The sequence below is a fragment of the Enterobacter huaxiensis genome, from assembly GCF_003594935.2.
GTDB classification, from domain to species: Bacteria; Pseudomonadota; Gammaproteobacteria; order Enterobacterales; family Enterobacteriaceae; genus Enterobacter; species Enterobacter huaxiensis.
Genome location: NZ_CP043342.1, coordinates 2,195,290 through 2,221,885, shown reverse-complemented (window position 1 = coordinate 2,221,885; position 26,596 = coordinate 2,195,290). Strand labels below are relative to the sequence as shown.

General features: G+C 54.0%; 23 protein-coding genes and 1 pseudogene. 15 read left to right on the top strand and 9 right to left on the bottom strand.

Annotated elements, in window-relative coordinates; genetic code table 11:
• Nucleotides 1–213: 213 nt before the first annotated feature.
• The 9 genes and pseudogenes from D5067_RS10600 to ttcA form a co-directional block, all read left to right on the top strand.
• A pseudogene (locus D5067_RS10600) lies at nucleotides 214–369 on the top strand (hypothetical protein); the annotation flags it as partial.
• Entirely contained in the window at nucleotides 362–526 is a 165-nt protein-coding gene (locus tag D5067_RS10595; RefSeq protein WP_235843308.1) for a YdaE family protein, read from the top strand. The pseudogene D5067_RS10600 and the gene D5067_RS10595, both read left to right, overlap by 8 nt.
• Nucleotides 527–666: 140 nt before the next feature.
• The gene (locus tag D5067_RS10590; RefSeq protein ID WP_119937781.1) at nucleotides 667–3,876 is read left to right on the top strand and encodes a RecE family exodeoxyribonuclease; all 3,210 of its coding nucleotides are present in this window, start codon (nucleotides 667–669) and stop codon (nucleotides 3,874–3,876) included.
• A gap of 9 nt (nucleotides 3,877–3,885) precedes the next feature.
• On the top strand, nucleotides 3,886–4,971 hold the full coding sequence (locus D5067_RS10585; RefSeq protein WP_119937780.1) for a RecT family recombinase: 1,086 nt from the start codon (nucleotides 3,886–3,888) through the stop codon (nucleotides 4,969–4,971).
• 34 nt (nucleotides 4,972–5,005) lie between these two features.
• The gene (locus D5067_RS10580; protein ID WP_119937779.1) at nucleotides 5,006–5,839 is read left to right on the top strand and encodes a DNA adenine methylase; all 834 of its coding nucleotides are present in this window, start codon (nucleotides 5,006–5,008) and stop codon (nucleotides 5,837–5,839) included.
• A complete protein-coding gene (locus D5067_RS10575; protein WP_047651440.1) occupies nucleotides 5,836–6,078 on the top strand; it encodes a DUF4060 family protein in 243 nt (80 codons plus the stop codon). The genes D5067_RS10580 and D5067_RS10575 overlap by 4 nt, the downstream gene beginning before the upstream one ends.
• Before the next feature lie 64 nt (nucleotides 6,079–6,142).
• Complete coding sequence (xisR, locus tag D5067_RS10570) at nucleotides 6,143–6,355, top strand: excisionase family protein (RefSeq protein WP_014884030.1); 213 nt, start codon at nucleotides 6,143–6,145, stop codon at nucleotides 6,353–6,355.
• 1 nt (nucleotide 6,356) lies between these two features.
• Entirely contained in the window at nucleotides 6,357–7,595 is a 1,239-nt protein-coding gene (locus D5067_RS10565) for a site-specific integrase (RefSeq protein WP_119937778.1), read from the top strand.
• Nucleotides 7,596–7,644: 49 nt separating this feature from the next.
• Nucleotides 7,645–8,580 carry a tRNA 2-thiocytidine(32) synthetase TtcA gene (gene ttcA, locus D5067_RS10560; RefSeq protein WP_119937777.1) on the top strand — a complete coding sequence of 312 codons (936 nt, stop codon included), beginning with the start codon at nucleotides 7,645–7,647 and terminating at the stop codon, nucleotides 8,578–8,580.
• A gap of 42 nt (nucleotides 8,581–8,622) precedes the next feature.
• Here ttcA and dbpA read toward each other — a convergent pair whose 3' ends face one another.
• The 3 genes from dbpA to zntB form a co-directional block, all read right to left on the bottom strand.
• A complete protein-coding gene (gene dbpA / locus D5067_RS10555) occupies nucleotides 8,623–9,996 on the bottom strand; it encodes an ATP-dependent RNA helicase DbpA (RefSeq protein WP_119937776.1) in 1,374 nt (457 codons plus the stop codon).
• 27 nt (nucleotides 9,997–10,023) lie between these two features.
• A complete protein-coding gene (gene ynaL / locus D5067_RS24065) occupies nucleotides 10,024–10,206 on the bottom strand; it encodes a proline-rich small protein YnaL (protein WP_119937775.1) in 183 nt (60 codons plus the stop codon).
• Nucleotides 10,207–10,481: 275 nt separating this feature from the next.
• Nucleotides 10,482–11,465 carry a zinc transporter ZntB gene (gene zntB / locus D5067_RS10550; protein ID WP_119937774.1) on the bottom strand — a complete coding sequence of 328 codons (984 nt, stop codon included), beginning with the start codon at nucleotides 11,463–11,465 and terminating at the stop codon, nucleotides 10,482–10,484.
• A 151-nt stretch (nucleotides 11,466–11,616) separates the two neighbouring features.
• On the opposite strand from zntB, the gene D5067_RS10545 reads away from it, so the two are divergent.
• Nucleotides 11,617–12,795: a GGDEF domain-containing protein gene (locus D5067_RS10545; protein ID WP_235843314.1), complete on the top strand. Its 1,179-nt coding sequence runs from the start codon at nucleotides 11,617–11,619 to the stop codon at nucleotides 12,793–12,795.
• A 32-nt stretch (nucleotides 12,796–12,827) separates the two neighbouring features.
• Here the strand turns inward: D5067_RS10545 and D5067_RS10540 are convergent, their stop codons facing one another.
• Nucleotides 12,828–13,823: a methyl-accepting chemotaxis protein gene (locus D5067_RS10540; protein WP_374208611.1), complete on the bottom strand. Its 996-nt coding sequence runs from the start codon at nucleotides 13,821–13,823 to the stop codon at nucleotides 12,828–12,830.
• Between the two features lie 613 nt (nucleotides 13,824–14,436).
• Here D5067_RS10540 and D5067_RS10535 point away from each other — a divergent pair.
• The 3 genes from D5067_RS10535 to D5067_RS10525 all read left to right on the top strand — a co-directional run bounded on the left by D5067_RS10535 (nucleotide 14,437) and on the right by D5067_RS10525 (nucleotide 18,104).
• Nucleotides 14,437–16,566 (top strand): putative bifunctional diguanylate cyclase/phosphodiesterase, encoded by a 2,130-nt coding sequence (locus D5067_RS10535; protein ID WP_119937771.1) that lies wholly within the window; start codon nucleotides 14,437–14,439, stop codon nucleotides 16,564–16,566.
• 92 nt (nucleotides 16,567–16,658) lie between these two features.
• Nucleotides 16,659–17,891 (top strand): sensor domain-containing diguanylate cyclase, encoded by a 1,233-nt coding sequence (locus D5067_RS10530; protein ID WP_119937770.1) that lies wholly within the window; start codon nucleotides 16,659–16,661, stop codon nucleotides 17,889–17,891.
• Between the two features lie 30 nt (nucleotides 17,892–17,921).
• Complete coding sequence (locus tag D5067_RS10525) at nucleotides 17,922–18,104, top strand: Ecr family regulatory small membrane protein (RefSeq protein WP_119937769.1); 183 nt, start codon at nucleotides 17,922–17,924, stop codon at nucleotides 18,102–18,104.
• Between the two features lie 173 nt (nucleotides 18,105–18,277).
• On the opposite strand, the gene D5067_RS10520 is transcribed toward D5067_RS10525, so the two are convergent.
• The gene (locus D5067_RS10520; RefSeq protein WP_119937768.1) at nucleotides 18,278–19,894 is read right to left on the bottom strand and encodes a peptide ABC transporter substrate-binding protein; all 1,617 of its coding nucleotides are present in this window, start codon (nucleotides 19,892–19,894) and stop codon (nucleotides 18,278–18,280) included.
• 185 nt (nucleotides 19,895–20,079) lie between these two features.
• On the opposite strand from D5067_RS10520, the gene mpaA reads away from it, so the two are divergent.
• Nucleotides 20,080–20,793 carry a murein tripeptide amidase MpaA gene (mpaA, locus tag D5067_RS10515; RefSeq protein WP_119937767.1) on the top strand — a complete coding sequence of 238 codons (714 nt, stop codon included), beginning with the start codon at nucleotides 20,080–20,082 and terminating at the stop codon, nucleotides 20,791–20,793.
• On the opposite strand, the gene ycjG is transcribed toward mpaA, so the two are convergent.
• Nucleotides 20,784–21,749 carry an L-Ala-D/L-Glu epimerase gene (gene ycjG / locus D5067_RS10510; protein WP_119937766.1) on the bottom strand — a complete coding sequence of 322 codons (966 nt, stop codon included), beginning with the start codon at nucleotides 21,747–21,749 and terminating at the stop codon, nucleotides 20,784–20,786. The genes mpaA and ycjG overlap by 10 nt on opposite strands.
• Before the next feature lie 107 nt (nucleotides 21,750–21,856).
• Here ycjG and tpx point away from each other — a divergent pair, with 107 nt between their 5' ends.
• The gene (gene tpx / locus D5067_RS10505) at nucleotides 21,857–22,363 is read left to right on the top strand and encodes a thiol peroxidase (protein WP_119937765.1); all 507 of its coding nucleotides are present in this window, start codon (nucleotides 21,857–21,859) and stop codon (nucleotides 22,361–22,363) included.
• Nucleotides 22,364–22,400: 37 nt separating this feature from the next.
• Here the strand turns inward: tpx and tyrR are convergent, their stop codons facing one another.
• From tyrR to D5067_RS10490, 3 genes are all read right to left on the bottom strand, one after another.
• A complete protein-coding gene (gene tyrR, locus D5067_RS10500) occupies nucleotides 22,401–23,942 on the bottom strand; it encodes a transcriptional regulator TyrR (protein ID WP_119937764.1) in 1,542 nt (513 codons plus the stop codon).
• 112 nt (nucleotides 23,943–24,054) lie between these two features.
• On the bottom strand, nucleotides 24,055–25,107 hold the full coding sequence (locus D5067_RS10495; RefSeq protein ID WP_119937763.1) for a YcjF family protein: 1,053 nt from the start codon (nucleotides 25,105–25,107) through the stop codon (nucleotides 24,055–24,057).
• The gene (locus D5067_RS10490; RefSeq protein ID WP_119937762.1) at nucleotides 25,104–26,501 is read right to left on the bottom strand and encodes a YcjX family GTP-binding protein; all 1,398 of its coding nucleotides are present in this window, start codon (nucleotides 26,499–26,501) and stop codon (nucleotides 25,104–25,106) included. Before D5067_RS10490 ends, D5067_RS10495 begins: the two co-directional genes overlap by 4 nt.
• Nucleotides 26,502–26,596: the final 95 nt, after the last annotated feature.

Sequence of the window (26,596 nt, the reverse complement as noted above, 5' to 3'; positions counted from 1 at the left end):
CTGCGATTCGGCAGACACGTCACAAAAACCAGCAATATAAACCTCAGATTTACAACTATCATTAACCTAAAGTTGACACGAGCATAAACCAGTGATTTAATCTAACTAACCAAGACGCACTACGAACCACCAAGGCAGGATGCCCACGAAGTAGCCGCCGACGGCATACGAATAGTCGGATGAGGTGGAGAGATTAACGCGCATCAGGTGTAAACGTTCCGCTGGCCGGCGATAAGGCAAACGAGGGTGAGAATGATTGATTTCGCACGCAAACCAGGACGGCAGCGGGCTGTAAAGCTGAACTTCTTCGAGGTGATTCTTCGCCGCCTGTGCTACCTGCTGGCGCAAAAGGGGAATCCAGATGTGTAACTCAAGGAAATGCGGGTACTGCGGCAATCCGGTTAAATCAGAGGAAATAGTAAAAAGTACCCTTCTCTATCGCAACGGCGCACAGCTGGCGCGCAAAGAAAAAGAATACTGCTCTGAACGTTGTGCTTCGTACGACCAGATGGCCCACGAGGCATAACGTAAAAGCCGCGCAAGGCGGCCCGTACGTCCGGTGCTCCCGACCAAAGTTACACCGGAAAACTACTTAAAAAACCAAAGTTCACCCAATGGGCGCTATCTCTGGCCCGGGGATCTTACATCCAAAAAAGAGGATCTCACATGGAATTTTTCTATGTAGTTAAGGCTACGCAGAAATCTGGCAAAGAAGACGCAGTGATTTGGTTCACCGCGAAATCTGAAGCCCGTGCAAACCTGCAGCTCGATGTTGAGCTGGAAGATGCCGGTATTGAAACCGGCCGCGGTAAGAATTACTCAAAACCGGTTCGCACCGATTTCCCTGTTTACAACGACCTGCCGGAAGAAAGCACCGTGGATTACACCTGGTGCAAACGCTACGCCCTCCAGGACGATGGACGCACCTGGCTGCCAAAGGCTGGTGCTGAGTTGACTGGACCAGTGGACACCACTACCGCACCGGAAACGACCGTTAAAGTCGAAACTGCCGTCGATAATGTTCCGCTTGAAAACCGCACTCCAGCGGTCCGTTTTGCCGTCCACCTGACCAGCGACAAATACCAGTCACACATCTCTAAAGAGCAGCAACTGGCTGCCAGCGAAATGTCACTGGATGAAGGTAACACCTATCTCCAGAACCTGCTGCTGGCGAAAAACGACATCCCTGAAGTTGCCGAACTCAGCCTGAGCGCTGAGTGGAAACTAGTTCAGGCTATTAAGCAGGTCTTCGCGCCAGATGAAAAGCACGAAGCTGAAGTTATCGCTGCATTCATGGCTGACTGGGCGAGAGTTGATGCCGGCGACCGCAATCAGTTAGTTGAAGAGTGGAGAAGCGGAAAGCTTACTCTTCTCAAATCAGAAAGCACCAGCAAAACCGGCGTTACAACCGATCAGGATCCAGAACCTGATAACGGTATCCAGATTGACGAGAATGATGACGAAACCACTCGTTATCCAGTCGTTCGTATGCCCTTCCGCAAGCAGCTACTCGCCCAGTTCACCGCCGACGAACTGCGCCACCACTTAACCCGCGAAGAATACGAAGGTATCAGCGCGCTGGAGATGGACACTGACAACAGCTATGTCCAGAACCTGCTGCTGGCGGCAGAAAACTGCGAAGAGGTTAAGGGTTACGACACCAAAGACCTGTGGCGCTATACCGACGCCATTCGCAAAGTGTTCAGCCAGGAAAAGCGTCACGAACTCGCTTTGGTTCTCCGATTCACCCGAATCTGGGCGGCAACTGATTATATCGATCGCGGCATTCTCGTTCGCGAATGGGCAGCCGGTAATCGTATCAGTAATGTTCAGCGCACTGATTCTAGGACCAATGCAGACGGTGGCTATGTGACGGATCGCGGCGAAGGCGCGCACCACACTCTGGACTCTCTCGATCTTGAGATCGCCTGTGCCCTGCTGCCTATGGATTTCCATCACTTTGAAATCCCCTCAAGCGTTTTGCGTCGCGCCAAAGAAATCGTGGCGAAGAAAGAAGAACCATGGAAATCATGGAGCGCCATCCTGCGTAATCAGCCCGGCGTACTGGCGGTGAACCGTGCGGCAACCTTCAATCTGATCCGCATCGCGCCAGAAAACATCCACCACACGCCAGCGGCTCATCTTGAGTTCGTTAATAAAACCATGACGGCTGAGTTTAACTCTGCTGTGGAGTTACTACCGTTGTCTACTACTGCTGTTGAGACCGAAGTTGCAGCCGAACAGCCTAAGGTTGCAAATCTCGGCAGCGGCATGTTCTCCATCGAATGCCTGATGAACGAAAACCAACCACAAACAGATGACCGTTCATCGGTTACAGAGGAGACCACCAGCGATGTGCAGATGGAAGAGACTGACCCAGCGGAAGGAGAAAGTGTTGACGCGATTCCACCAAGCGAAAGTTCTGATGCAGCTGATCCGCAAACAGTTGCCCTGAACCCGGCTGAGGTGCTGGCTGCCGCAGCGCCGGAACTGGCGAACGCCACAGTGCCGGAATCGAACACCGAAGTGCCAGAAGAAACCGCCAGCACCCTGGAAGAGCAACCATCACAACCGGTCCCTGAATACCCTGCCTTCTTCGAACCGGGCCGCTATGAAGGTCTGCCGAATGACGTGTATCACGCTGCAAACGGGATCAGCTCAACTCAGGTAAAGGATGCCCGCGTCAGCCTGATGTACTTCAACGCGCGTCACGTGGCTAAAACCATCCCGCGCGTACCGTCCAAAGTGCTGGATATGGGTAACCTGGTGCATGCGCTGGCGCTGCAGCCCGAGCTGCTTGATGCAGAGTTCAGCGTTGAGCCTGTCATCCCTGAAGGTGCATTCACCACTGCGGCCACCCTGCGCGAGTTCATTGACACGCATAACGCCAGCTTGCCGGCGCTGCTGAGCGCTGACGATCTCAAAGCGCTGCTGGAAGAGCACAACGCCACCCTGCCCGCGCAAGTGCCGATGGGCGGCAGTCTGGAAGAAACCGCGCAGAGCTATATGGCGCTGCCGGCTGAATTCCAGCGTATCGGCGCTGACCAGAAAAAGACCGCCACCGCAATGAAGGCCTGCATCAAAGAGTACAACGCCACCCTGCCCGCGCAGATGAAAACCAGCGGCAGCCGTGACGCGTTGCTAGAGCAGTTGGCAATCATCAACCCTGACATTGTGGCTCAGGAAGCACAAAAACCAGTACCACTGAAAGTGTCTGGTTCAAAAAACGACCTGATTCAGGCTGTGAAGTCTGTCAATCAGGAGGCTGTGTTCGCCGACGAACTGTTGGATGCCTGGCGCGACAACCCTGGCGAAAAGATTTTGGTTACCCGCCAGCAGTTGGCCACCGCGCGAGCAATTCAGTCTGCACTCCTAGCGCACCCGACCGCCGGCATGCTGCTGACACATCCAAGCCGCGCCGTTGAAGTGAGCTACTTCGGTTTTGACGACGAAACAGGTTTAGAAGTGCGTGTACGTCCGGACCTCGAGATTGAACTGGACGGCGTGCGAATCGGTGCTGACCTGAAAACCATCAGCATGTGGAATGTGAAGCAAGAAAGCCTGCGCGCCAGGCTGCATCGGGAAATCATAGAGCGGGACTACCACCTCAGTGCGGCTATGTATTGCGAGACCGCGGCGCTGGACCAGTTCTTCTGGATTTTCGTCAACAAAGACGAGAACTACCACTGGATCGCCATCATTGAGGCGTCAACCGAACTGCTGGAGCTGGGCATGCTCGAGTACCGCAAAACAATGCGCGCCATCGCAACTGGATTCGACACGGGCGAATGGCCAGCGCCGATCACTACCGATTACACAGATGAACTGAACGATTTCGACCTGCGCCGCCTCGAAGCGCTGCGCGCTCAGGCTTAAGGGGGATTTATGCATAACACAAACGTTACCGTTGCTGACCAGAACACCGTTATTAACTCCAACGTGGCTTTGTTCGATTCCCAGTATCTGAACGCCATCAGCACGTTCGCGCAGATTATGGCCCAAGGCACCGCTACTGTTCCTAAGCACCTGCAGGGCAATCAGGCCGACTGCATGGCTGTGGCGATGCAAGCGGCACAGTGGCAGATGAATCCCTTTGCCGTGGCGCAGAAGACGCACCTGATTAACGGTGTGCTCGGGTATGAAGCTCAGCTGGTTAATGCCGTCATTTCACGAAGCGGCGTGCTGGCCAGCCGCTTTGAATATGAATGGTACGGGCCATGGGAAAAGGTGGTTGGAAAATTCCACATCCGTAAAGGCGACAAAGGCGAGTACCGCGTCCCGGGCTGGACCCTGGCTGACGAAGCCGGGATCGGCATCATTATCCGCGCAACGCTTAAAGGTGAAGATCAGCCGAGGGAACTTGATTTACTGCTGGCTCAGGCCCGAACCCGAAACTCTACCCTTTGGGCTGACGACCCTCGCCAGCAGCTGGCGTACCTGGCCGTTAAACGCTGGGCGAGACTGTTCTGCCCGGATGTGATTCTGGGCGTTTACACCCCGGATGAACTGGATGATCGCCGTGAAGAACGAGAGGTAAACCCGGCACCGGCGCAGCACGTTAGTCTTGCAGAAATTTCAGGTGACAACGTCACTACGACTCAAACGGCTCAGGAATCAGCTCAAAACATCGATGCACTTGCTGATGATTTTCGTGACCGCATCGAGGCGGCTCAGGATGTGGATAGCGCTAAAGCTCTGCGCGCAGATATTGAAACCGTGAAAGCAACGCTGGGTTCTGCCCTGTTCACTGAGTTGAAAAACAAAGCCGTGAAGCGTTATTACCTGGTTGATGCAAGGAACAAAGTCGAAGCAGCCATCAATTCTTTGCCACCTTCAGATGAACCCGATTCAGCTGCGCGGTTTGCAGAGGTAGAGCGCGTTCTTGCATCGTCTAAACGCCATCTGGGCGACGAATTGCATGGTCAGTTCAGCATCACCCTGGCGGATATGAAACCGGAATACGTTGGCTAATGGAGGCGGGAGGGTCAGCCCTCCCGGAAAAGGAATGCAAAATCAGAACTCTATAAAACATCCAGCAATTCGCTACCACGGTGGTAAGTTCCGTCTGGCTTCATGGATTATCCCACAGATGCCTCAGCACGTTTGCTACGTAGAACCTTTCGGCGGCGCAGCCGGCGTGCTGCTGCAAAAACCTCGAAGCTATGCAGAAGTCTATAACGATCTGGATGGCGAGGTAGTCAACCTGTTTCGCGTGCTGCGCGACGTCGAGATGAACCAACGTCTGCAGGAAGCGTGCATGCTAACACCTTATTCTCGGGACGAATTTTGCGCAGCCCGAGATGCAACAGACGAGCCGATTGAACGGGCCAGGCGCATGATTGTACGCGCCAGCATGGGCTTCGGTTCAGCAGCCGGAATCGGTGGTAATTCCGGCTTCCGTAGTGACAGCAAAAGGAAATATGCGACAGCTGCACATCTTTGGGTCCGTTATCCGGAAAATTTGGCAGCTGTAGGTCAGCGCCTCCAGGGGGTCATTATCGAGAATAAAGATGCTCTGGCAGTAATGCACGCTCATGATGCTGAAACCACACTGCACTACATCGATCCACCTTATGTACTTGAAACCCGTGTACAGGGTAACCGTTATTACAGACATGAAATGACTATAGAGGAGCACGTGCATTTGCTCTCAGCGACAAGAGCGATGCTCGGAATGGTGATGATCAGTGGCTACGACACTGATCTGTATAACGACATGTTAAACGGGTGGGCAAAGCTTACAAAAGGAGCACTCATCAGCGCAAGGCGTGGCACAAAAGTTCGTACTGAATGCTTATGGATTAATCCACAGGCGCAACAAGCGGAGCGTGCAGTATGAAACTGATTAATCGAGGAAGTAAGCAATCCCCTTTGGCTCGCCAGGCATGTGAAATCGCACTCGCAGCCCACCAGCAAAGATACGGTGATTATGGGCGCAGCAAGATGAAAGAGACCTATACGGTAAGAGTGGAAGGCGTGAAGGTCTGGGTTGAAGTGGTCAACTGCAAGGCAAGCTACGTGGCCACAGCAATGACCGGCATGCGCCGACTGCGTTCCCTGCCCGGCCAGGCAAACTGAAACTGAAATATCAACGACTAAAGACCGGCATATTTATACTCATGCCGGTTACCTGAGGTGAACCATGTCGCAGGTAATTTTTAACGAAGAATGGGTTGTTGGCGCCAGGCTCACAGAAAAAACAGGCCTGACCGAACGACAGATTGAGAAGTATCGCCAGGGCTGTTGGGTGGAAGGTGTCCATTTTAAACGTGTATCTCCTTCTGGAGAAAAAACCTTGCGTGGCACAACCTGGTATAACTATCCGAGAATTAATCAGTTAATAAGGGATGCGTAAGATGACAGCTTTGCCTACCGGTGTCGAAATCAGAAACAATAAGATTTGTATCTGGTTTATGTACCGGGGAAAGCGTTGCCGCGAAATTCTAAAAGGTTGGATTAACACCCCGGCGAACATCAAAAAAGCCGGGAATCTTCGGGCTGTGATCGTTAGCGAGATCAACCTTGGAGAGTTTGATTACCATCAGCGCTTTCCTTCATCTTCCAGAGCAAAAAAAACCGTAACCACTGTTTCAGTTCAAACCTTTTCAGAGCTGTGTGAACTGTGGACGAACATTAAAGAAACAGAAATTAGCGCGAATACGATGCGTAAGACGCGCTCACAACTCGGTACGTTAATGCACATCATTAACGAAGACACGCCTGTTTCAACTATACGCCACAGCGACATTCTGAAATACAGGAAGGAACTGTTGAACGGTGAGACTCTTTACCTGGCAAATCCCAGATGCAACAAACAGGGACGCACTGTGCGTACCGTGAATAACTATATATCGCTACTTTGCTCCCTTCTTCGGTTTGCACACAAATCTGGCTTTATCAGTGGCAAACCCTTTGAAGGGGTCAAGAAACTACACAAAGGGAAAGTAAAACCGGATCCTTTAACGAAGCAGGAGTTTAGTTTGCTTGCGGCATCCGAACGTGGCCAAAGCCTCAATATGTGGACGTTCGCAGTTTATACTGGTGTCCGTCATGGAGAGCTTGCAGCTCTTGCCTGGGAAGATATCGACTGGGAAAAAGGTACGGCTCATATACAGCGCAACCTTAATGCGCTAGGAATGTTCGTCCCACCAAAAACCGATGCAGGTGATCGAGTTATCACGCTATTAGAGCCAGCACTAGAGGCCTTGAAGGCACAGCGTACGCTGACTTCGTTTCAGCCTAAAACCGAGATTGTGTTTCATCACCGAGAGTATGGTGCGATGGAATATCAGAACCTGCGGTTTGTTTTCATGCCCCGGATGCGCAAGGGCATACAGAAGGCCTACTACTCTTTATCGAGTATCGGCTCCAGATTTAACGCAGCTGTAAAACGTGCTGGTATTCGCCGCCGGAATCCGTACCATACGCGGCATACTTTTGCCTGCTGGCTTTTATCTGCCGGCGCTAACCCGTCTTTCATAGCCAGCCAGATGGGGCATGAAAACGCGCAAATGGTTTATGAAGTCTACGGTGCGTGGATTGAAGAAATGAATGGCGAACAGGTGCTGATGCTTAACGATAAGCTCGCACGCTGAAAAATTTTTGCCCCTATTATGCCCCTATTGGCTCCGAAGGTAGTAATAAATGCAAGAAAATCAATCAAATACAAAGAAAGAACAATACAACCTGAACAAACTGCAAAAGCGTCTGCGTCGTAACGTCGGCGAAGCCATTGCAGACTTCAACATGATTGAAGAAGGCGACCGCATCATGGTTTGCCTGTCAGGCGGTAAAGACAGCTACACCATGCTGGAGATCCTGCGCAATCTTCAGCAAAGCGCACCGGTGAATTTTTCTCTGGTGGCGGTCAACCTTGACCAAAAACAGCCGGGCTTTCCTGAGCACATTCTGCCGGAGTATCTGGAGAAGCTGGGCGTTGAGTACAAAATCGTAGAAGAGAACACCTACGGTATTGTGAAAGAGAAGATCCCGGAAGGGAAAACGACCTGCTCACTCTGCTCTCGTCTGCGTCGCGGCATTCTCTATCGTACCGCAACGGAACTTGGCGCGACGAAAATTGCTCTCGGCCATCACCGTGACGATATTCTACAAACGCTGTTCCTGAACATGTTCTACGGCGGCAAAATGAAGGGTATGCCACCGAAGCTGATGAGCGATGACGGCAAGCATATCGTTATTCGTCCTCTCGCCTACTGCCGTGAGAAAGACATTGAACGCTTCTCCGAGGCGAAAGGTTTCCCAATCATTCCATGCAACCTGTGCGGGTCTCAGCCGAACCTGCAGCGTCAGGTGATTGGCGATATGCTGCGCGACTGGGATAAACGTTATCCTGGCCGTATCGAAACGATGTTCAGCGCGATGCAAAACGTGGTCCCTTCACACATGGCAGATATAGAGCTGTTCGACTTCAAAGGCATCAACCATGACTCAGAAGTGGTGGATGGCGGCGACCTTGCATTCGATCGTGAAGAAATCCCCATGCAGCCTGCTGGCTGGCAGCCGGAAGAAGATGACAGTCAGTTCGAAGAACTGCGTCTCAACGTGGTCGAAGTAAAATAATCCATGAGCGTCTCAGATATTCTCCGAGACGCTTTTTTATTCTTACTTCAGCAGACGAACGCGGCACGTTTTGCCTTTAATTTTCCCGCCCTGCAGCTGCTTCCATGCCTTTTGTGCTACCGACTGGCGAACCGCCACGTAGACGTGCGCCGGATGTACCGCAATCTTACCGATATCCGCTCCGTCCAGGCCAATATCCCCGGTCAGCGCGCCTAATACATCACCCGGACGCATCTTGGCCTTTTTACCGCCATCAATGCACAGCGTTGCCATTTCTGCCTCAAGCGGCACGATGCTGACATTGCCTGGCGCAGGCATCCAGTTCAGCTTAATCTGCAGCATTTCAGAGAGAATATTGGCGCGCTGCGCCTCTTCCGGCGCGCAGAAGCTGATAGCAAGGCCGCTATTACCGGCTCGCGCGGTACGGCCAATACGGTGGACGTGCACTTCCGGGTCCCAGGCCAGCTCAAAGTTAACTACCAGCTCAAGCGATTTAATGTCCAGGCCACGGGCCGCGACGTCGGTTGCCACCAGAACGCGCGCGCTGCCGTTAGCAAAACGCACCAGGGTCTGATCGCGATCGCGCTGTTCGAGATCGCCATGGAGCGAAAGCGCGCTCTGCCCTGCGGCATTGAGTGCGTCACATACCGCCTGGCAATCCTTTTTGGTGTTACAGAACACCACGCATGAAGCAGGCTGATGCTGGCTAAGCAGTTTTTGCAGCAGCGGGATTTTGCCCTGCTGCGACGTTTCAAAGAACTGCTGCTCAATGGCCGGCAGCGCATCAACGGAATCAATTTCAATCGTCAGTGGGTTTTGCTGAACGCGACCGCTGATAGCCGCAATGGCTTCAGGCCAGGTTGCGGAGAAGAGCAGCGTCTGGCGGTTCGCGGGTGCAAAGCGAATCACCTCATCGATGGCATCGCTAAAGCCCATATCCAGCATACGGTCGGCTTCATCCATCACCAGCGTTTGCAGAGCATCGAGAGAAACCGTGCCCTTTTGCAGGTGGTCGAGTAAACGGCCCGGCGTCGCCACGATAATGTGCGGCGCATGCTGCAGAGAATCACGCTGCGCACCGAAAGGCTGCCCGCCGCAAAGGGTTAAAATCTTGGTATTTGGCAGAAAACGCGCCAGACGACGCAGTTCTCCGGCGACCTGGTCGGCCAGCTCGCGCGTCGGGCACAGGACCAGAGACTGCGTCTGGAACAGCGCCGCATCAATATGCTGCAACAGCCCCAGACCAAACGCAGCCGTTTTCCCACTGCCCGTTTTTGCCTGCACGCGCACGTCCCGTCCTTCAAGAATAGCGGGCAGCGCGGCTGCCTGAACAGGCGTCATCGTCAGGTATCCCAGCTCGTTCAGGTTGTCGAGTTGGGCGGCAGGCAGGGCATTAAGGGTAGAAAAAGCGGTCACAGTAGTCTCTCGTGGTCATCTTAGCAGTCAGATGGCGCGTATCCTCGCAGATCTCGGAGTTTGATGCGACATTTTAATCGGTTCTTCATCGGGCGGCGGGTCCGGCATGGGCTGCGGCCGGGGGATCGGATCGGGCATCGGCGTAGGATCGGTGGGTATAGGGTCAGACGGAATCGAATGCGATAGTTGCAGAGTAAGCGAAATGCTCATCTTTACCTCCAGGTTTTCGTGTCGACCTCTTTAGGGTAGACCCTGAGAAACAGCAGGTAAAAAAAAAAGCCGACTAATAAGTCGGCGTCGTACGAATCAATTGTGCTATGCAGTAATTCAAAAAAGGAAGTAAGACAATATGGAGCGCAACGCCCATCGCTTGACGTTGCATTCACCTGCGGGAGTAATAATGCACCTTACGGGGTAGCAGTTTATTGACTTCGCTCAATTAACATCACGTTTTGAGGCATGGTTCGGCCAGGAAAATCGCAATTTTACAACCATTTACTGCGATGCAACCACCATGCAACACCCCCAATCAAAACCACTAACATGACGCAAAAGGTGGTAAAGCCGTAATGGTAGCCACCGCCGGGAATGCCCCCCAGATTGACGCCAAACAGCCCGGTCAGGAAGGTGCTGGGGAGAAAGACCATCGCCATCAGCGACATCGTATAGGTTCTTCTCGAAAGTGACTCCTGCATCACCTGCGCGATTTCGTCCGCCATCACCGCCGTCCTGGCAATGCAGGAGTCGATCTCATCCAGACCGCGGCCAAGCCTGTCGGCGATGTCCTGCATTCTGCGGCGCTGGTCATCGTTCATCCAGCTCAGGCGTTCGCTGGCCAGCCTCGCGTAAACGTCCCGCTGCGGCGTCATATAGCGGCGCATGACGATCAGCTGTTTGCGCAGCAGGGCAAGAAAGCCGCGCGGTGGGATCTGCTGATCGAGCAGATTATCCTCCAGGTCGATAATTTTATCGTGCAGCTCTTCAATGAACTCACTGGCGTGATCGGTCAGTGCATCGCAGACGTCCACCAGCCAGCTTCCGCAGTCGGTAGGGCCCGTCCCCTCTTTCAAATCGTTGACCACATCATCGAGGGCAAGCACCTTCCGCTGACGGGTGGAGACAATCATCCGCTCGTCCATATAAAGACGCATTGCGACCAGCTGGTCGGGGCGCTCATCGGTACTGCCGTTGATGCAGCGCAGGGTGATCAGCGTCCCCTCACCCATCCTGCTGACGCGCGGCCTCAGGCTTTCCCCTGCCAGCGCATCACGAACGTTATTCGGCAATAGCGGCGTTGAGGCCAGCCACTGGGCGCTGTCCGGGTGCGTGTAGTTCAAATGCAGCCAGCAGGGATGTTCACGATCGATATCGTCTCGATCTTCCAGCGGCCTCGCCCCGCCCTGGCCATCGAACACCCACGCAAAAACCGCGTCAGGAACGTTTATTTCAGACCCTTTAATACTCTCCACAGCGCCTCCACCTTTTATCGCTTACGGTGTCAGTCTAGCTTTCGTCCAGGGTTAAGCAACCGATATATGGAGCATCGCGCTGAATTAGCTCAGGAATTGCGCATTCCTTTCCAGGTTCCAGTAGACAGGCGCCGGCAAATTGTTAGAGTTAATGAAATGCTGCGGATTTGTTCTAGATGTAGGTTGGAGAAAACAGGTGACAATAAAGAAGCACTGTGCCGCCTTCGATTTGCGGCTGGCTGAAATGCGGGCCATCGCCATCAAAACGAGTATGAAGTGGTTCCTGTGGGTAAACATTTTGTTCTCGTTGTTCATTCTGGGTCGGCGCTTTTTTTCTCCTTTCGATGCGTCCACGCCTTTCTTACGCCCTGCGGGTTTGCTGGAGACGATGGTCATCATTAATCTGATCCTCTCTTCAGGCATACTTTTTGTCCTACGCATGGCGCCAGTGCAGCAGGCTCAGTGGCTGACGATGCTCTCCAAAAGCACTGTTCTTGCGCTAAGCGTCTGCTGGGCGGTGTGTTTTTACGTGCTGATTTCCAGCGATGACGTGCGCATCATTTTCCCCTTTGCCGCACTGCTGCTCTTTACCGCCCTGATTTCACTCTATTTTGATCCAAAGGTCCTGCTCGGATTTGTTGTACCCGTCTGGGTGACCATTTTGATTACCACCCTGTTTCACCGCTCCAGCCTCACCGTGCTGAATGCGCTCCAGTGGGTGTTGCTGGCGGGGCTGCTTGAGTCGGGTCGGCGGATGCTGAACAGCTGGTTTCTGCTCGCGTTACGCCGTGAACAGGAAAATGCCGATCTCATTCAACGGCTGGGGCAGCTGGCGAGTAAAGATCCGCTCACCGGCATTGCAAACCGTCGGGCGTTTGAGGCGCGCATGGAGCAAGAAATCCTCACTCACCGGCGCGACGGAAAGCGGTTTGGTCTGATTATGGTGGATGTGGATCATTTCAAACTTTACAACGACCATTACGGCCATCAGCGTGGGGACGAGTGTCTGACCGTGATTGCCCGAACGCTTGAGATCGCCACCCGCGATAATGCTGGCGTTGTCGGACGCATTGGAGGTGAGGAGTTTGTGATACTGCTGCCTGATGCCGATATCACTGCAGTGCAACGTCTGGCAAACACCATCGCCAGTGCATTAGCGAACCAGGCGCTGCCGCGTGCGGTGTCCCCCGTCAGCCCGTACGTGACCGTGAGCCAGGGGTTAACGATCTGGGAAGCCCACCAGACGGCTGAGTCCGTCATTGCCAGGGCTGATAAAGCGCTCTATATGGCGAAGCAGCAAGGGCGCAATCGCTGGACAGTGGCAGAATAGAAAAAGCCTGGCGAGCCAGGCTTTTAATTTCATCACACTGAGTGCCGGGGTTGCGCAGACGCCAACACAGTGCGAGGCTGCATCGGCGAAAGCTCTCCCGTCTGGTATCCGCTTTCAAGCTGGAAGCTGCGTGTGCGGGCCTGCAGCTCAATGACCTGTTTACGTAGTACATCAGAGGATCCGTTAAGTTCTTCCACCATGGCGACGTTACTTTGCGTCACGCGCTCCAGTTCAGACAACGCCTGAGTGATTTGCGAAATGCCCTTTTCCTGCTCTGACGTCGACGCCGAGATATCGTCCATTAACCGGCTGACGTTGCCCGACCCGGCCACAATGTCATGCATATTCCTTTCGGCTTCCGACACGACGGTCACGCCCTGCGTCACGTTGCTGCTGGTAACGTCAATCAGCGATTTGATGTTTTTCGCCGCCTCAGCGCTGCGATGAGCCAGGCTTCGCACTTCACCCGCCACCACAGAGAACCCTTTACCGTGGTCGCCTGCACGGGCAGCCTCAACGGCCGCATTCAGCGCCAGAATGTTGGTCTGGAAAGCGATCCCATCAATAAGAGAGATGATTTCCGTCATCTGCTGGGCGCATTCAGTGATGGATTGCATATTATTTGCAACCAGCCCCATTAACTCCCCTCCCTTGCGTGCCTGTAGCGTCGCCACATTCGCCTGTTCGCTGGCTAACCGGGTATTGTCCGCATTGTTTTTGGTGCTTGCCGCCATTTGCTCCATGCTGGCAGCCGTTTGAATTAAGGAGGCAGACTGTTGTTCGGTTTTTACCGACAGTTGCGCACTGCGTGAAGAGAGCTGGTCAGCCAGCGTCATTGCCGTTTGTGATGAGGACCGAATTTCGCGCACCAGCGTTGCGATGTTGCTGGATAAGCTGTTGATCCCAGGAATCAAACGTCCTGCACAGTTATTGCCAAATTCAGGGATCGCTACCCCAAGTTTGCCCGACGTCACTTCTTCAATACTTTTTTTCACAGTGTTGATCGGCGTCACAAGATATTTTGTCATGTACGCCCAAAGCAAAAACAACGCGGTGAATTGTACAATATTCACCGCGAAAAATAGTGAAACACTGCCAGAGAATAACGCAATCACTCCATCATTTACCAAAAAGACGCATAAAAGGAAATAGATAATGAACGTTCTAACACTAATATTTCTTAGCATAGGTTTTCCTACAACTTTATATTTTGGTCGGCATTAAGTTTTATAGCATTGGGCTGTAATTTTGTCCTCACGATCTGCGCTGGTTTGAAGTTTCGCAGTTTGACTGCCGTAGTTTTACTTAAGTAAAAATAAAAAAGGGTAATACTGGAAATGTTATGCATAGCGTCCTGCCGCTCTGGTTTACGCCACGCTTAAGCGATACCATCTTCTTTAGTGACGCAATATGACTGCAGGCGTATTTAAGGTACATTGCAGCAAAACGCTGCGAGAGTGTAGCCGTGCTTAATAGGTTAATGTTGATAATATATTTTATATTCTTCATTAACAGATTACATAAATATGGCTGGTCATTTTTCGCAATGAATTACTAATATAATTTGAGCGCGCATGCTTCGTAGAGATACAAAGCATGCCCGGCAGGCGAACTTGTAACCTTTTGGCGTGGGACTGCATAATGCTCAACGTGTCGTGGGACCCTGTTTTAATAGCCATCTCATTTCTGGTGGCATTTATCGCCTCCTTTGTGGCCCTGGACAGCGCGGGTAAAATCCCCCTTTCCAGCCGTAAAGCGGCTCTTTTCTGGCGTATTGCCGGTGGAGTAACGCTTGGGATCGGTATCTGGTCGATGCATTTCATTGGCATGCTGGCAATGAAAATGCCGATGATCATGAGTTACCACCTCTGGCTTACGCTCGGGTCGCTGGGCGTCGCCGTTTTGGCTTCGACCCTTGCCATTAACATCGCCGTTCCGGGCAAGTCGCTCTCTCCCTTTCGTTTGATCCTCGCCACGCTGATCCTCAGTGCTGGCGTGGTATCCATGCACTACGTCGGCATGGCGGCGTTAATGCTCAAAGGCGGCATAATTTGGGACACGCGTATCGTCATGCTTTCGGTAGGCATTGCTCTCATTGCCTCTGGCGCAGCGCTCTGGTTAGCGTTCCATCTGCGGGAAAAGCGTAAAGGCATTTTCATCAACCGGATAGCGGCAGCCCTGGTAATGGGTGCGGCCATTTGCGCCATGCACTATACCGGCATGCACGCTGCGCATTTCCATGTAATGGAACACACCCTGCCCGGCGGCATTAGCGAACTCGGGTTATCTATTTGGGTTTCGGTCACGACGCTGTGCCTTCTTGGGCTCATGTTAATTATTTCGCTGGTGGATTCTCACCGGCATGCCGGCCGCCTGACGGATAACTTGCGCCAGCTAAACCGGCAGCTCGAGCTGCAGGCACGCTTTGACGCGCTAACCGGCCTCGCCAATCGTCACCAGATGGATATGCGAATGCAGGATTGCCTGCACAGCGCGCTGCTTAATAAAAAACAGTTTGCGGTGATCTTCTTCGATATCGATCACTTCAAGCGGGTTAACGATACCTGGGGACACAACGTCGGCGATGAGCTACTGATTCACATTGCCAGACGCGTTACCGCCCGCTTAACCCGTGAAATGACGCTGGCGCGGTTGGGGGGTGATGCGTTTATTCTCCTGGTGCCGGAATGCGATGATGACAAGCTTAACGACGTGCTTTGCGCCCTGCTGGACGACATCCGCCGCCCGCTCTCCGTTTGCGGACATACGTTAAACATTACGGCCAGTGCGGGCGTGAGCCTTTATCCTCAGCATGGTGAAACGCTGCATGAGCTCAAGCTCAAAGCGGATTCGGCGATGCACCATGTTAAGCAGGAGAGCCGCAACGGCTGGGCCGTGTATCGCGCTGAGATGTCAACGGCCGTTCCCGCAAAGCCCGCTTTTTTACAAGAGCTGGCGCAGGCGCTGGAACGGGAGCAGTTCGAGCTGTGGTACCAGCCAACCTACCTTGCTGACCAAAATACTATTCATGGGTTCGAGGCGCTTCTGCGCTGGCGCCATCCGGAACAGGGGGTTCTGCTACCCAATCTGTTTTTATCGTCTCTGGAACAGACGGGGCTTATCGTCCCGGTCGGCAACTGGGCGATTGAAGCGGCATGCCGGCAGCTAAGCTTCTGGACAGAGCAAGGGTTCGGCCAGTGGACATTGTCATTTAACCTCTCTCCCGTGCAGTTTGAGCAACAGGATATATTCCAGGTTATCTCCTCTACGTTGCAAAAATATAACCTTGCCCCTTCCAGATTGATCCTTGAAGTGACGGAAAGTACCGCGCTCAAAAACCTCGACCGTAGTATTGAATTGCTGAACGCGTTTAACCAGGCCGGGATTACCGTTTCGATAGATGACTTTGGTACGGGGTATTCGAATTTACTGATGCTTAGCGTGCTTCCTGCAAAAGAACTTAAAATCGACAAGAGCTTCGTAAGCTCAATGCTGGAAAATGAAAAAAGCAGAAAATTAGTAGAAACAATCATTAATATTGCCCGGACAATGGAAATGAATGTTGTCGCAGAGGGAATTGAAACTGAAGAGCAACAGGCCGTGCTGGCCAGCCTGGGCTGTGATTACCTGCAAGGATTCTTATTCTCGCGCCCCTTACCGGCGGAACAGGTTCCATGGTTGCTGCTGCAAAAGAATTCAGATAAACAAATTATACCAATCGGTAAAATTCATACGGAATCGCCTTTTGTTGCACAAAAAAATCATGCCTGATCGTATTAAGTAAGGTATGTTTCGGTTGAGCCCACGCGAGTCAATTCCGTCGTGATCGTCAGGCACACCGTGCCGATGTGCAGGAATTCCCTATGTCGCAATATTGCTTCGATGCGCTGAATGTGATTAAAACACCCGTGTGGCTGATCTCACCTGTCGCTGAAAATATTATTTTTGCCAACGACGCGGCGACAATGGTTATGCGTGATAAAACATTTCACGATATGCGCAGTGGAACCTATTCCGCCAGTGCGCAAACAGTACTTTCAATGTATGTGCCTGACCTCAAAACCGAACTGGAAATCGTCGAAATACTGACCGTCTGGCGTCACAATCAGGAAAGCACGCTGACCTGCCGCCTGACGCTGACCCAAATTGCACCTTATGGGGACATCATTGTTTTTGAAGGACTCTCCCAGCAGGCGCCGTCAGGACTTAAGGCGACACGCTCCGCCACCTATCAGCGAAAAAAACAGGGTTTCTTCGCCCGTTTTTTCTTGACCAACAGCGCCCCCATGCTGCTCATTGACCCGGCTCGGGATGGTCAGATTGTGGATGCAAACCTGGCGGCGCTTAATTTCTACGGCTACGCCCACGATGAGATGTGCCGCAAACACACCTGGGAGATTAATACCCTCGGGCGCGACATCCTGCCCGTCATGACCGAGATCGCCAGCCTTCCAGGCGGGCACAAGCCCCTTAATTTCGTGCATCGACTGGCGGACGGGACAACCCGACACGTGCAGACTTACGCGGGGCCCATTGAAATCTACGGTGACAAACTGATGCTGTGCATCGTTCATGATATTACCGAACAAAAGCGGCTGGAGCAGGAGCTGGAGCATGCTGCCCTGCGCGATTCCATGACCGGTCTGCTTAATCGCCGTCAGTTTTACAACATTACCGAACAGACAAATCCCGCGGACCTTCCCGCCCAGCAGCAGTTCAGTCTGCTGCTGGTGGATACTGACCACTTCAAAAACATCAACGATGTGTTTGGGCATCAAAAGGGCGACGAAGTTCTCATCTCGCTCTCGCGGATGTTAGAAGACTGCAGCCGTAAAGATGACTATGTTTTCCGCTGGGGCGGTGAGGAGTTTGTGATCTTACTGCCGCGCACGACGCTTGAACACGCACTGCAGATAGCAGAAACCCTCCGCGCCGCGGTGGCGCAAATCACAATCCCCGGGCTACCTCGCTTTACCGTCAGCATTGGCGTGGCACGCCATAACCAGGGCGAGAGTATTGATGACTTGTTTAAACGCGTCGATGATGCGCTTTATCGCGCCAAAAATGACGGCCGCAATAAAGTGTTAGCGGCATGAAACTGGTGTAATAAGGCAACCCCCGCTACAATGCCCCCACTTAGAATCAGACGTCAGGTGGGTAACTCTGCGATGGGAAAAACAGAAATAATACTCATCTTAATTATTTTAAGCCTTATTATATTCGGCTTCTGGTTTATTTTTAGCGGTGAGATTTGGATTCTTGTAAATTATTTTGAACATTGTCTCTATCCGACAATAGAAGCCCCGTGACGCACGTTTAATTTCTTGTTTCACCTACCGATTTTGTCAGCTGTTGCCGCATGATACAGCCACGTAGAATACTTGCCGTTAGCCACCACGCTGGTGGCTAACGAATCAATACATCATTTGCTTTTTCGCCCGTTCTCTGACGGGCATTTTTTATTTTTCACGCGACGTTTTCGTCAGTGCTTTTCGATATACATCGTGCGGCTATACGCCACGTCTTCGGGATTGTTAATCGGATAACCTTTCACCCACGGCTTGATCAAACGACCGTTCGTGTATTGATAAATAGGGGCAATAGGCGCTTTTTCGGTAAGGATCTTCTCTGCCATGTTGTAATCCACATTGCGCGCTTTCACCGTAGTCTCGAGCGTCGCCTGGTTGATAATTTTATCGTACGCGGGATCGTTAAAACGTGAGATGTTGCCGCTATGCGTTGAGGTTAATAGTGACAGGAAGGTCGACGGCTCGTTGTAATCCCCCACCCAGGACGCGCGGATAACATCAAAATTACCTGTGTTGCGGCTGTCAATGTAGGTTTTCCACTCCTGGTTCTGCAGCTTCACGTCCACGCCCAGATTTTTCTTCCACATTGAGGCCACGGCTATCGCAATTTTCTGATGGTTTTCAGACGTGTTATACAGCAGCGTTAACTTCAGCGGACGCTGAGGGCCATAGCCTGCCGCCTGCAATAATGTTTTCGCCTGCACGTTCAGTTCCTGCTGAGACATCTGCTCAAACGGCGAGGGTTCGGGGGTAAAACCGGCCGTCACGTCCGGCGTGAAATGCCAGGCAGGTTTTTCACCCGTCCCCAGCACTTTCTCCGCCATAATGCGGCGATCGATCGTCATACTCAGCGCCAGGCGCACGCGGGAATCGGCGGTCGGCCCCTTCTGCGTGTTAAAGGCATAGTAATAGGTACCCAGCTGCGGTGGTGTATAGACCTGCCCTGGAATATCTTTCAGCAGCTTTTGATACATGTTTTTCGGGAACGATTCGGTGATATCGATATCGCCTGCCAGATAGCGTTTTGTCGCTGAGGATTCCTGGTTGATCGGTATAAAGGTCACTTTCTTCAGAACCGTTTTGGCGTTATCCCAGTAGTGCGGATTCGGCTCAACCACCAGCTTTTCATTGACCACGCGGTCTTTCAGCACGTAGGCCCCGTTGCCGACCAGGTGGCCCGGCCGCGTCCACTCCTTACCGCTTTCAACCGCCGCTTTTTGAACCGGATATAACGCAAAGTTGGCCGTCAGGTTGCTGAACCAGGGCAGCGGTTTGTCGAGCTGTACGCGCAACGTCTTAGCGTCAACCGCAGTCACGCCGAGCGTATCGGGCGCGGCTTTGCCGTCGATAATTGACTGCGCGTTAGCGATGCCAGCCAGCGCCGCAAACCAGGCAAACGGAGAGGTCGTTTTCGGATCGACCAGACGCTGCCAGCTGTAGACAAAATCTTGCGCCGTTACGGGGGTACCATCTGACCATTTCGCGTTGTCGCGCAGCGTGAAGGTCCAGACGCGGTTATCGTTGCTTTGCCAGCGCGTCGCCACGCCGGGCGTTAACTCCCCTTTCTCATTCTGGTTGACCAGCCCTTCATAGAGGTCACGGATCACCTGAATTTCCGGCAGCCCCACGGCTTTTGCGGGATCCAGAGAAGCAGGCTCATCCTTGATGTGGCGAACCAGCTCCTGCTTTTGCGCAAGCACCGCGCCCTTCGGCACATCCGCAGCATAAGAGAGTGAAGAGAGTCCGCACAGCCACAGGGCCATACACAGACGCGAAACAGGGTGCTTCATAAGATCCCCTTTAATGAGTTCAGGTAACGAGCAGATGCGTAATTATTTGTTTCGACAAAGAGAAATGCAAATACCTTAACCGGGAAAGTTGATGTCCGGCAATTTTGTGCGTGTACGGAAACTATTTGATTAAGCGCGGGTTTTGCACAACACTGCCACTAGAGACTTCTTTATCAGGATTTCATATGGCATTCACCCGACCAAGAGCGGAACGTGGCGCCTTTCCGCCAGGTGCCGAGCAGTACGGCCGTTCATTTCTGGGCGCGTCGCTAATCTGGTTCCCGGCTCCGGAAGCCGACCGCAACAGCGGTTTGATTATCGCCGGCACGCACGGGGATGAGAATTCCTCTATCGTGACGCTCTCCTGCGCGCTGCGCACGCTGAGTCCTGAATTACGGCGTCACCACGTTATTCTGACCGTTAACCCCGACGGCTGTCAGCTTGGACTACGCGCCAATGCGAGGGGGATCGACTTAAACCGTAATTTCCCGGCGGCAAACTGGCGAGCTGGTGAGACGGTGTATCGCTGGAACAGCGCCGCCGAGGAGCGTGACGTGGTCTTACTGACGGGAGAAAAGCCCGGCTCGGAGCCAGAAACACAGGCGCTGTGCCAGCTGATTCACAAGATCCATCCCGCCTGGGTCGTCTCGTTCCATGACCCGCTGGCCTGTATTGAAGACCCCCGCCATACGGCGCTTGGGCAGTGGCTGTCAGAGGCGTTCAGCCTTCCCCTCGTGACCAGCGTGGGCTATGAGACACCCGGTTCCTTTGGAAGCTGGTGCAGCGATCTGGGCTTGCACTGTATTACCGCAGAATTCCCGCCAATTTCCTCGGATGAGGCGAGTGAAAAATACCTCAAGGCGATGGCGGATCTTCTGCGCTGGCAACCTCAGAGGTGAAGTACGCCGGTGGTAAATTTAAGCGCTGGTGAGACGTCTACCGCCAGCCACGTTGGGCCATCAAGGTCGGCAAAGCGGACCAGGTTTGCCAGCGGCAATGCCGCCCCAATCGCCCTTGAGGTACAAAGCATGCAGCCCAGCATCAACGCAAACCCCTGGGTCTGCGCCTCTTTCGCCAGGGCCAGCGCTTCGGTCAACCCTCCCGTTTTATCGAGCTTAATGTTGACCATCTCGTAGCGGCCTTTCAGGGTCTCAAGGCTGGCGCGGGTATGACAGCTTTCATCGGCACAAATCGGGAGAGGATGGATAAAATTCGTCAGCGCGGCGTCTTCATTTGCGGGCAGGGGCTGCTCTAGCATGGCGACGTTCAAATCAGCGAGCAGCTGGCAGCGCGCGGCCAGCCCTTCGCTGTGCCATGATTCATTCGCATCGACAATCAGCGTAGCTTCCGGCACGGCTGCACGAATGGCGACCATCCGTTCGCTAATTAAGCGATCGTCGAGCTTCACCTTCAGCAGCGTCGCGCCGGCGTCATACAGCGCTTTGGCACTGCCCGCCATCTGTTCCGGCTCGCCGATGACCACCGTTTGCGCCGTTGTCACCGTTGCGGGCAGCGTGACGTTCAGGATCGCAGGTAAGGATCGTTGCTGTTTAGCCGCTTCCAGGCTCCAGAGCGCGCAGTCAATCGCGTTGCGCGCCGCGCCGGCAGGCAGGCGCTGCTGGAGTGCTTCACGCGTGAGTCCCGTTTGCAGATCGGGCACCAGCGTCATGATCTGGGCCATCACCGATGCAAGGCTCTCACCGTAGCGCGGATAGGGCGTGCACTCCCCAACCCCCTTGATGCCCTCTTCTTCTATTTCGACCACCACGACGCAGGCCTCGCTGCGGCTGCCGCGAGAGATCACAAACGGGGAATGCAATGGCCAGGCTTCTTCATAGACCTTAACGCTTCTCATCACTGACTCCTTGCAGCCCGGTTAGGCGAAAAAATTGGTTTGCCGTGTTATCCGCGGATGACATACACTAGCCACGACGTTAACTATTTGTAAACAGGAAGATATCTATGTCACAACTCGTTCATTTCCAGGGCAACCCGGTTGCTGTTGCAGGTTCCATTCCTCAGTCTGGTAGCAAAGCACAGCCTTTCACTCTGGTGGCTAAAGATCTGTCTGACGTCACGTTGAGCCAGTTTGCCGGCAAGCGTAAAGTCCTGAACATTTTCCCAAGCATCGATACCGGCGTGTGTGCCGCGTCCGTGCGTAAATTCAACCAGCTGGCGACCGAAGTGGACAACACCGTGGTGCTGTGCATTTCTGCTGACCTGCCGTTTGCCCAGTCTCGCTTCTGCGGTGCAGAAGGCCTGAGCAACGTCATCACCCTTTCTACCCTGCGCAGCCCGGATTTCCTTGAGAAATACGGCGTTGGCATCTCTGAAGGCGCGCTGAAAGGCCTGGCCGCGCGCGCCGTGCTGGTTATCGACGAAAACGACAACGTCGTCTTCAGCGAGCTGGTTAACGAAATCACGACCGAACCGGATTACACCGCGGCACTTGATGTGCTGAAAGCGTAATCGTAAAAAAAAGCCTCTGCAAAGAGGCTTTTTGGTTTTAGTCGTCACTTTTCTTTTGGTTCAGCCCATATTCACGCAGCTTGTTCGCAATTGCGGTATGCGATACGCCCAGGCGTTTAGCCAGCTTGCGTGTACTCGGATAGCTACGATAGAGCTGGGTCAGGACAGAACGCTCAAAGCGGCTGGTGATATCATCCAGCGATCCTTCCATTGCCTCTTCGCCCACCGACACCGTTCCGGCATCATTATCCGGTAATAAAATATCCTGCGGTCTCAGCTCGTACCCTTCCAGCTGGGTCAGCGCCCGGTAAACGGCGTTTTTCAGCTGGCGAATGTTACCCGGCCAGCCATAGCGCGTCAGCACCGTTCCCAAATCCGCAGAGAGCTTCGGACGCGGCACCCCTTGTTCATCGGCAAAACGGGCCACAAAGAGTTCCGTCAGCGGCATGATGTCCTGAGGACAATCGCGCAGCGGCGGGATATTGAGCGTCAGCACGTTCAGGCGATAATAGAGATCTTCGCGGAAGACGCCTTTCTGAACCAGCTCAACCAGGTTTTTCTGGGTGGCGCAGATGACGCGCACATCTACGTGCACTTCATGATCTTCGCCCACGCGACGGAAGGTCCCGTCGTTCAGAAAACGTAACAGCTTGGCCTGCATGCGCGGCGACATCTCGCCGATCTCGTCCAGCAGAACTGACCCTCCAGTTGCCTGCTCAAAGAAGCCCTTTTTCCCTTCCGGCGCGTGGCCGAACAGTTCACTTTCAACCGCATCTTCGGGGATAGACGCGCAGTTCAGCGCCAGATAGGGTTTGGCCGCGCGCGGGCTGGCCAGATGTACGGCGTGAGCCAGCAAGTCTTTGCCGGTTCCGGTATCGCCGGTAATCAGCAGCGGCGCGGTCAGATTTGCCAGCTTGCGTGCCTGATCCACGACATGGCGCATCTTCGGGCTGACGGCAATAATCTGGCTAAACGCCCCCACGTCCTGGCTGGAGAGGTTTTGCAGCTGACGGCCCATCCGCACGGTTGAACGGAGCATGATCACCGCACCGGTCAGCACGCGGGCGTCATTCTCCCCTTTCAGATAGACGGGCGTAATCTCCATCAGGAAATTTTGCCCGTTAATCACGACGTGCTCACTGTGGGTATTTTGCGGATTGCTGTCCAGCCAGCGCTGGAAATTAAAGCCGGGGATAAGCTGCGTGGCATGATGTGCGCTGAGCTTTTGCTGGCTCTGGGCAAACAGCTGGCAGCTCGCCTGGTTGACGCGTTCGACCTTGCTTTTCAGATCCAGGGAGAGGAACGGCTCTGGCATCGCTTCTAACAGCGCGCTCAGCGCAAGATGCTCGCGCTCGGACGGCATCCATGGAATGGTGCGTACATCCGTAACGCCAGCGATACGGCGGATTTCCGCCATCAGGCTGCTGAAGGTGTTAAATTCAATTTCGGCAAAATTGAGGTAAATTCGCCCGACGGGGTCGATCTCAATACCACGTAAATCAATGCTACGTAAAACAAGAAGATCGAGTAACTCGCGGGTCAGACCGAGACGGTCTTCACAAAAGACTTCCAGACGCATGGGAAATTCACCGTTTTAAGCCAGTAACCTTAAAATGATATGTCAGATCACGGTGATCGGGAAGGTGGCTGTCAACAAATATTGACAGCCCGCACGATTAGTAAACAAATCCTCACTGTACCGGTTTCTTATTGAGCGATTCCTTAAGCTGCCCAATCAATTCACGACGAAAATCCCCCAGCCGCGGCTTATCGCCGTCAATCCAGGGAAGCGGTCGGCAAACCTCCATCGCCTTAATACCGAGGCGGGCGGTCAGCAGGCCTGCCCCGATGCCCTGTGCCGCACGAGCAGACAGACGGGCCGCAAGATCCTGCGACATCCAGTCCATGCCCACTTCTCGCACCAGCTCGCTGGCACCGGCAAAGGCAATGTTCAACAGGACCAGCTTGAACAGGCGAAGGCGGCTGTAATAGCCAAGCTCAATACCATACAGGTTCGCAATACGGTTGATCAGGCGCAGGTTACGCCAGGCGATAAAGGCCATATCCACCAGCGCCAGCGGGCTGACGGCAATCATGAGCGTGGATTCAGCGGCTGAGCGGCCGATCTCACGTCGTGCCTGCGCATCCAGTACGGGCTGTACGATATGGGAATAGAGCGTTACAACCTCGCGGTCATTCTGCGTCTCGTGAATTGCAGCGTACCAGCGCTGAAGCGCCGGGTGGGACTGGTCAATCCCGGCCTGGCTCGCCAGCTTTTCACAGAAGGCACGCCCCTTTCCGGTCCCGTGGCTGTGGAGCAAATCGCGCGCTTCATCACGCTCGTGCGCGCGCTGGCGCAGCCGCCACAGGCGACGCCACTCGGTTACCACCGATCCCACGCCTGCTCCCACAATCAGGGCACCGGCAGCACATCCGCCCATGGCAACCCAGTCCTGAGTTTGCCAGGCGTTCATGCCCCACTGCACGCCCTGCCCGATGACGCTGACGCCAAACAGGGCCAGCCCGGCGGTCACCATCTTGCGCCACAGGCTGCGCTTAGGCCGTAAGGCGGCATCGACCACCGCTTCGGCCTCGCCTTCTTCGACCAGCGCCTCATCAGCCAGCGCCGGGGCAAATTTCTCCGCCTCGGTGCCTGTGAAGGTCTGCGCCGTCTTAAAGGCCTCCAGCTGTTCCTGTTCAAGCTGGCCGGTAAAGTCTACGCGCGGTTTCAACGGTTCCGTCATCGCAATTTATCTCCAATCAAAAACTCCAGTGCGGCATCCAGGCGTATGTGCGGCAGGGGCTGGTCAACGGTCATGACCTGCGGCCGGAACGCTTCAAACTGAAAGCCCTGGCTTTGCCAGAACGCCTGGCCCGGCAGACGGGCAGGCACTTCGCCCGGGTAAACCGTCAGCGGCTCACCGTCGCTCAGGCGATGACCGCGTAAGGCCGGTATTTTTTCGCCGTTAACGTCAATCAGGCCGCTCTGGGTTGCCTGCACCGATGCCAGCCCCAGGCAGTCCATGCCGATCCCTTCAAACGCCGCATTTTGCCAGGCATCCTGGACCAGCTGTTGGAGCAGCGACACCATGTTCCCGTGCTGATCGACCGTCACATGGTCCGCCTTGGTGGCGGCAAAGAGCAGTTTGTCGATAACCGGTGAAAACAGGCGACGGAACAGCGTTCGCTGCCCATAGTGAAAACTTTGCATCAGCTGCGTCAGCGCCAGCCGCATATCGTTGAAGGCCTGCGGTCCGCTGTTCAGCGGCTGCAGGCAGTCCACCAGCACAATCTGGCGATCGAAGCGCAGGAAGTGATTTTTGTAGAAGCCCTTAACCACTTTTTCGCAGTAGTAGTTATAGCGCTCCCGGAGCATACCGGCGTTGGTCTGCTTGTCCGCCTGCGCCAGTTTTGCTTCACCGATGCCGTCGACGTCCGGCCACGGGAAAAACTGAAGCGCGGGTGCCCCTGCCAAATCCCCGGGCAGAACAAAGCGACCCGGCTGAATGAAATGCAGCCCTTCCTGCTTGCACTGGTGCAGGTAATCAGTCCAGGCTTCCGCAATGGCCGCCAGACGGTTTTCATCCGCAGGCGCAAGAGGATCGACGCCCTCGCACAGTGCGCGCCATTTCGCTGACCATTCCGCACGTTGCCCCTGCAACAGGCCGGTCATCTGACGTGACCAGCTCAGGTAATCCTGCGCCAGCATCGGTAAATCGAGCAGCCACTCACCGGGATAGTCCACAATTTCAAGGTACAGCGTGGAGGTTTCCTTGAAGTGTCGCATCAGCGATTCATTGGATCGAAAACGCAGCGCAAGGCGAATTTCGCTCACGCCGCGCGTTGGCGTTGGCCAGGCGGGGGGATCGCCATACAGCTGGGCCAGCCCCTCATCATAGGTAAACCGCGGAATGCCGAAGTCGCGCTGGGGCACGCGCTTCACGCCCAGCAGACGGTCTTCCCGCACGGCACTCAGCAGCGGCAGGCGCGCACCGGCATGCAGGTTCAGCAACTGGTTCACCATCGCCGTGATGAACGCCGTCTTCCCGCTGCGGCTCAGCCCCGTTACCGCCAGACGCAGATGGCGGTCAACGCCGCGGTTCACCAAAGAGTTAAGTTCGTTTTTAAGTCGCTTCATCGCCGTCCCTTTTTGCCTGAAGGCCTGAATGAGTCGCTTCAGAATACAGGAAATGGGGGCAGATCGTTGATTATCAATTCTTAATTATTGCCATT